Raw genomic sequence first — 7,464 nt, 5'->3', positions numbered from 1 at the left:
TAGGTTAGTTGGATAATTGGTTTTGCTCATCCTTTATAATTATTTGGTTGATAATCATAAAGATACAAAATAATATCCAATTAATCAACTGAAAATCAAATAATTATAATAAATTTAAACAGTTTCTAATAGTGCGATGCAGGCAATGGCCAATAGTGGCTACAGTAACCGGGATGCCCAGTCGTACGCCTTGGCCTATATTCTATCGAAATACAATATCGGCATTACTGTATCGGAAAGGAAAAGTACGTCTATCGGATTTAAGGAACAAAAAACCGTAAAGAACGGAAGTCAATATGAACCAAAAATATGCCCTTGATAATTATGAAAAAGCTATTAATAACATTACTATTTGCGGCAATTGCCGTACAAAGTCATTCGCAGTGCGATTTGCCTTATAAGCCGTTTGAGTTTTTCAAGAACGACGCCACGCTTATGAATGACACTATTACCTACTTGGAATATAACTTTGAGGCAAGGCGGGATTGTTATATTGGTAAAACAATTGCCGATGTTATCCAAGATTTGGAACTGCCTATCAAAGCATTTCAACATACCTCTGTCGGATCTCGTATTGGTTCTTTAGAGTTGTGTTTAAGCGACGGCCTTAATTATGCCGACATAAATGCTGCAAGTCCAATGGTATATCAGGGCATAAGTATATCTTTGGAAGATACAGTATTTTTTAGTTCTGTAAAGAAACTAATAGATGAATATCCGCTCTCGAAATGGGCGCCGGAACATTACGAGTTCTTTAAAAATGTACGGATAAAATGGATAATGAACAATAGTATGAAGAAAAGGACTTTGGAAGTCCGTTGGGCTAAAGCGAGTAAAAACCCCAACGAGAGGGTCAAGCCATATTCCGGCAGCATGTATTGGTCGTATAAGCAAGAGGATGGCAGGAAAGCGCTAAAAAATCTGTTGCCGGATAAAACGGTCAATAGCAAATTGCGCTCCGCCGCCAATACCAAGTTGAGCGAAAAGGATGTGCGCAATCTCAATACCGTACCCATAGAGATTTTTACGCTGTCTCGCCATGCGGCCAAGCGTCTTGCTTCTAGTCCCGATTCTTCGGCCGATTACATCCGGCGCTCTTTGTCTCCTAAAGCAAAGGAAACCTTAGTTTATGCCGCCAACAACCAATCATTTGTTGCGGCAATTAATTCGGTGTATCGCAAAGAAAAAGGCTGGGAAATAAAGGAGTACGAAAGTATTGACCCCAATGTATCAAAAACGCTCTCGGAGATATATTTTGAAAAACAGTTGCCGGTTTATATGGTTTATGTTGGTATAGATTACTCCGCTTCCTCGGCTGTCAGCGATGATTACGTCCCCATTATTGATCGTAAATACCTTATATATATCGACAATGGCGAATACAAGGTAATAAAACCGGATGGAACGACCGACCTGTTGATAAACGAATTGATTGAATATAAAAATTCGTTGGGAGAATAAATTATTACCTCCGGCAAGTGCGAAACTTGCCGGAGGTTTTTGTTTCAATCCCTTACTTAGTAAGCCATCAGGCTAAGGCTGAAAGCCTTAACTTGGCGTAACAGAGATTCCTCCCTTTGGTCGGAATGACGGTCTCCTTTTTGAGAGAGGGGGAGTAGGAAGCGGCGGCGAAGCCGCCGCTTCCTACTCCCTTAAACCACCCATAGGCGAGTCATTCCGACCAAAGGGAGGAATCTCATTCGTAACAGCGGCGCTAAAAATCTTCATGCATTTTCCCTGATGAAAATCCCCCCTGCGGGGGTGGGTGGCTCTTTTTTTATTATCTTTGTCCCAGTACTTTAATTGAAACACACATGAAAAAAACAATCAAATCAATTACACTCGTTATTGCCTGCCTTGTTGTGGGCTTTTCGCCGCAAACTTTGTCGGGAGCCGGGTTCTTAAAACTTAGTAAGAGCGAAACCTTGCGTTCTACCTTGCTGGTGAACGACTACTTTATGCGTACTTACCCTGATGTTGGCGCCAAATCGTATGTCGGCGGAAAGGAACGAAACAGCAAAATCTGGACAAGGGGCGTTTATTACGAAGGCTTGATGGCGCTTTATCGCCAGTATCCACAGGAAAAAATCCTGAAATATGCCGAAGACTGGGGCAATTTTCACTCCTGGATTACAGCCGCCGACAATGCCAAACGCCATGCCGACTTTCAATGCTGCGGACAGGCCTTTCTCGACATGTATATGCTCAAGACCGACCAGTCTGTCCGTAAAACACATATTAAGAAACTGATTGATGAAATGCTGGTTTCCAATACCATAGACGATTGGTACTGGATAGATGCCATCCAAATGTCAATGCCGATTTTTGCGCAGTTGGGAACCATAGAAAAGGACGAACGCTACTTCAAACGGATGTATGAAATGTATATGTTTGCCCGCAACAAGCATGGCGGAAGCTCAAAATCCGGAGGCTTACCCCTGTTTAATGAAGCAGACGGACTTTGGTACCGGGACTATAACTACGACCCTCCTTATGCCGACAAAAAAGAACGCGATAAACCGTGTTACTGGTCGAGGGGAAACGGCTGGGTATATGTTGCGCTGTCCAGGGCGCTGTACTATTCCCCCGATACGGTTATCCACAGAGATCAATATGTGAGCGATTTTACCGAGATGTCGAAAGCCTTGCTCAATTGCCAGCGGGAAGACGGTTTTTGGGGAGTGAGTCTGGCTGCTCCTACCAATACCGGAAGCGCCAGTTCGCCCGGCCCCGAAACCTCGGGCACAGCCTTGTTTGTGGCAGGAATGGCGTATGGAATCAATACCGGTCTGTTGTACAAAGAAATCTACCTGCCTTGCGTGATTAAGGGCTGGAATGCCTTGTGCTCCGCCATTCACGAAGACGGCTTCTTAGGCTATGTGCAAGGCTCTGGCGCCTGCCCCGAAGACGGACAGCCGGTGTTGCTGACCAGCACGCCCGATTTTGAGGATTTCGGAATAGGCTGTTTCCTTCTGGCAGCAGCCGAAGTGTATCAGTTGGGCGATATTGCTCAGGATGATTCGTCCATAGAACAAGCCTACCTGTTTGGCGACAAAGTCGGGTTTACTTCCGAAGTAGTAAACAAAGAATGGCGCATCAGTCTGAAATCGGACAGGCAAATACGCATTTCCCTGGATATTTACGATAGCAAAGGCGCATTGGTAAACAACATTTGCAGCAACTACCTGCTCGAAAGTCAATCCGATTTTAGCATACCGGTTAAGGGAATGGACGGATATTACATCTGTGTGCTTAAAACACCCTGGGGACAGCAAACGCGAAAAGTGGTAGTCAATTAAACGCGAGAAGTTGTAAAGAATAATAAATCAAATCTCTATTTATTTCTTTATTTTACATATATTTGCGCTGATAGAACCAAGCCCTCTCAATCCCCCGCAGGGGGAATTAAAAACTCCCCCTGCGGGGGATTGAAGGGGCTCTTAATTATATAAATATGAAGCTAGCTAATAAACTAATCGTTACTCTTTTTTTCATTGTTGGTGTTTCACCATTTATGTTCGCGGAGAATGTTGTTTCTCCTGCCGAAAAGTATGATAAAATCCAGAAAGAACTGGCAACAGGCTGGAATACCTGGGATACGCGCAGTGTCCTCACCCATGTTTTGCTCCCCTACGGGTCGGCAATTGATTTGAATGTGCTTGGCGAAGACAATAAACGCGTAAATACATTCCGGATTGGGGGGCACCCATCCCTCCGCCCGGGAGCAAGGACCTACGATGGCAGTTATACCGATATTTCAGTCGAATGGGAGGGGTATAAGTTGCGTGTGCAAAGCGCTGCCGATGGACTGAACAATACCATACTTGTAACGCCTCTTCCGGGCAACAAGCCGGGGGGACGCTTGGCGGTCGTTCCCAAAGAAGTGTGGTCGAGAGCAAATAAAATTGTACTCGACGGAAATAAGTTTTCACTCGAGCCACACGGTTTCAACCTGAAAATAGCGGCTGTTGTGAATGGCGATTTTATCAAGCAGGCGGAAAAGGAAATCCTTATGTCTGCCGATAAGCCCATCGTTATCTCTTGCGGCAAGGAGATGAGCATTTCGGAGGCCGAACAGTATATTAACTCCAAGGCAACGGCTTTTGTCTCGGCCAACAGGCAAAAATACGGGAAAGAATATGAGCTTTACAACGCCATGCAAAACGTGCTGGCTTGGGACAATATCTACGACCCTTCGATACGGAAGGTAATAACGCCCGTCAGCCGCAACTGGAATGTGGGCTGGAGCCAAAACCCGGGGTTTGGAGGTTTTGTATTGTTTTGTTGGGACACTTATTTTGCGGCCATGATGCTGTCGCAGGACAATAAGGAGTTAGCGTATGCCAATGCCATTGAAATCACCAACTCGATAACCGAAGCGGGATTTATTCCAAACTTTTATGCTACAATGGATTATAAATCGAGGGACAGGTCGCAACCGCCGGTGGGTTCGTTGGCTATCTGGGATTTGTACAAGCGGCATAACGACAAATGGCTGCTCGAACTTGTTTACGACAAACTGCTGCAATGGAACCGGTGGTGGGATAAAAACCGGAACATCAACGGCCTTTTATGCTGGGGCAGCAATCCCTACGAAAAAATAACCTACTTCAACCGGGAAAGTTCGGGAGTCAATCAGCACTACGGCGCCTCGCTGGAATCGGGCTTGGACAATACGCACATGTACGATGGCGTTCCGTTCGACAACAAAAGGCACATGCTGTTGATTAACGATGTTGGCCTCTCGTCGCTGTACGTAATGGATTGCAATTATCTGGCGAAAATAGCGAAGGAGCTTAACCGGACAAAAGATATAAAAGAATTGCAGCAGCGAAGCAAGCAATACAGCAAAAACCTGGCGGAATTGTGGGATGAGAAAAACGGCCTTTACTACAATCGCCACACCGATTCGGGAAAACTGAATTACAGAATATCGCCCACCAATTTTTATCCGCTGCTGGCCAACATTCCCACGCAGCAACAGGCAAAACGAATGGTGGATGAGCATCTCCTCAATCCCGAAGAATTTGGAGGAGAATGGATTATCCCATCAACGCCACGCAACGACCCGGCATTTAAGGACAACGATTATTGGCGGGGACGCATCTGGGCGCCATTGAATTTCTTGGTATATCTCGGCCTTTGCAACTACGATTTGCCGGAGGTGAGGAAAGAACTGTCGGAAAAATCCAAGAAACTATTGCTTAAAAGCTGGCTATCGGACGGTTATGTGTTTGAAAACTACAATCCGGTATCAGGTGTAGGAGACGATAACCGGCGAAGCGACCGCTTCTATCATTGGGGAGCCCTGTTGAGTTACCTGGCCTTGATAGAGGAAGGGTTTTAGGGAATGGAGAATCATCCTCGTCCTCCCCTCTCCATCTTGGAGAGGGGAGGACGAGGAAATAGCTGTCATTGCGGGCTTTTGTCCAGCCGGATTTGCAATCCGGCTGTGAGGAATATAATGATTTTTAATCCGATTTGTTGGTTAATTTATTAGTTTTGAGTATTTTTCGGATTGGAAATCCTAATGCTCTTGCCCGGTTGGATTATAAATCCAATCGGACTGGATTAAAATTTCGGTTTTACCACTGTTTTTCTTTTTGAGTATTGTCTATTTCAAAAAAGCAGTATCTTTACAGTCGAATTTATTGCGTATTTACGCAATAAATTAAAGTAACTATATGAAAATCGAACGCGACATACATTTAAACAAACTCATTGCCTATCGTCCGATTGGATTTGCAATCCAATCGTAATGAGCATAAGGATTTGCAATCCGAAATACGCTAACAATCAATCGAATATGGCTAAAGTCATTTGCTAATCGGATTGAAAATCCTTATAGACCTGACAGCCGGATTATAAATCCGGCTGGACAAGGAACTTGGGGTCAAAATATTCTCGATTTCTTCAAATTTAAAGGATAAAAAAGGGGAAATATACGCATGGAATCCCAAAGAAATTACTACCTTTGCCGCCGGGAGTTATTTGACAGTATTGCACCGTAAATCGCTGAAATACGCACGGTTGCCAAATCGTTACTTCCCATTCTCAAATATTCTACAAAGTGTTTATTCCTTAGACAGTTAGTTCGGACTGATTAAAATCTAAAATAAAAGCCTATGATAACCCGAATAAAAAATGAAACAAAGCGCCTTGTCCGTTTTTTGTCTTATGATATATGGCGGTTCGATGAGGCGGGTGTCAGCACTTCCAAGTTGAGCTTGTACAATGTGATAAAGTCGTTTGTGTTAACTTACCGCAACATCAATGTTTACCAGCTGAATACGCGTGCCGGGGCCTTGACTTACAACACGCTGCTTTCTATTGTTCCCATGCTGGCGGTGCTTTTTGCCATAGCCGGCGGGTTCGGGTTTCAGAATATTGTGAAGAGCGAACTGTTTAGCTATTTCGAGGGGCAAAGAGAAATACTGGAAAAAGCGATGGTGTTTGTCGATAAGTCCTTGCAATATGCCTCCGGAGGGGTATTCCTTGGGGTGGGGCTTATCATGCTGTTATATACCGTTATCTCTCTGATGTCGAACATCGAAGCCAATTTTAATATTACCTGGCGGGTGAAGGAAAGTCGTCCCTATTACCGCCAATTCACCGATTACATTGCCTTTCTTATCATTTCGCCCATTTTCCTTATCTGCAATGCCGGACTGACCGTCTTTTTAAATTCCTCGCTCAAACTGGATTATATCGGGTTTTTTATCAGCCCTGTTGCCGAGGTAATACCCTACGCCATCACCATATTGCTGTTCACGCTGTTTTATATGTTTATCCCCAATACGAAGGTGAAATTCGGGAGCGCCCTTTTTGGGGCTGTATTTGCGGGTATTGCCTTTCAGGTTTTTCAGGTCATTTATATCAGCGGACAGATATGGCTGTCGAAGTACAATGCCATTTACGGGAGTTTTGCCATATTGCCTTTGTTGCTGTTGTGGTTGCAGCTGTCGTGGTTTATCTGTCTGATTGGTGTTGAGCTGTCGTTCGCCAACCAAAACATCAAGAAGTTCAACTTCGAGAAAGAGGTGAAAACAATCAGCCGCCGGTACAAGGATTTCTTCATTCTGCTTATAGCTACCCTCATCGTAAAACGTTTCGAAGAAGGAGACAAGCCCTATACCGCCGACGAACTGTCGAACAATTACAAAATGCCTACACAACTAACCAGCGATATTTTGTTCTTCCTCAGCCAATCGGGGATAATTGCCAAAACACCGGCCAAAGAAGATGGCGTTTTTGCCTACATTCCGGCCATCGACATCAACAAAATAACCGTGAATTATTTGTTTGAAAAAATCGACGGTCATGGCTCCGAAGATTTTCTGACAGACAAAGATAAGCTGTTCCTTGATGAGTGGAAAGTCATCAAAAATTTGCGGTCGTTGAATGCCTCAGAAAATATTTTACTAAAAGATTTGTAAATTCCTCGCCGAATCGTACTGTAATTTG

The 7,464-nt window shown here is 44.3% G+C and carries 5 protein-coding genes and 1 pseudogene; 5 read left to right on the top strand and 1 reads right to left on the bottom strand.

Annotated features, from left to right (window positions below):
• Positions 1 to 145: 145 nt before the first annotated feature.
• Both ACYPWY_RS00910 and ACYPWY_RS00905 read left to right on the top strand, forming a co-directional pair.
• The gene (locus ACYPWY_RS00910; protein ID WP_459683414.1) at positions 146 to 319 is read left to right on the top strand and encodes a hypothetical protein; all 174 of its coding nucleotides are present in this window, start codon (positions 146 to 148) and stop codon (positions 317 to 319) included.
• A gap of 5 nt (positions 320 to 324) precedes the next feature.
• Entirely contained in the window at positions 325 to 1,461 is a 1,137-nt protein-coding gene (locus tag ACYPWY_RS00905; RefSeq protein WP_459683412.1) for a hypothetical protein, read from the top strand.
• A gap of 183 nt (positions 1,462 to 1,644) precedes the next feature.
• Here the strand turns inward: ACYPWY_RS00905 and ACYPWY_RS00900 are convergent, their stop codons facing one another.
• Positions 1,645 to 1,812 carry a hypothetical protein gene (locus ACYPWY_RS00900; protein WP_459683411.1) on the bottom strand — a complete coding sequence of 56 codons (168 nt, stop codon included), beginning with the start codon at positions 1,810 to 1,812 and terminating at the stop codon, positions 1,645 to 1,647.
• 2 nt (positions 1,813 to 1,814) lie between these two features.
• On the opposite strand from ACYPWY_RS00900, the pseudogene ACYPWY_RS00895 reads away from it, so the two are divergent.
• From ACYPWY_RS00895 to ACYPWY_RS00885, 3 genes and pseudogenes are all read left to right on the top strand, one after another.
• A pseudogene (locus ACYPWY_RS00895) lies at positions 1,815 to 2,999 on the top strand (glycoside hydrolase family 88 protein); the annotation flags it as partial.
• 455 nt (positions 3,000 to 3,454) lie between these two features.
• Complete coding sequence (locus tag ACYPWY_RS00890; protein WP_459683409.1) at positions 3,455 to 5,347, top strand: MGH1-like glycoside hydrolase domain-containing protein; 1,893 nt, start codon at positions 3,455 to 3,457, stop codon at positions 5,345 to 5,347.
• Positions 5,348 to 6,125: 778 nt separating this feature from the next.
• Positions 6,126 to 7,436 carry a YihY/virulence factor BrkB family protein gene (locus ACYPWY_RS00885; RefSeq protein ID WP_459683407.1) on the top strand — a complete coding sequence of 437 codons (1,311 nt, stop codon included), beginning with the start codon at positions 6,126 to 6,128 and terminating at the stop codon, positions 7,434 to 7,436.
• Positions 7,437 to 7,464: the final 28 nt, after the last annotated feature.

The organism is Viscerimonas tarda (assembly GCF_054601255.1).
Note: the sequence above shows the minus strand (reverse complement) of the source record. Positions and strands in the feature narration are given on the sequence as shown.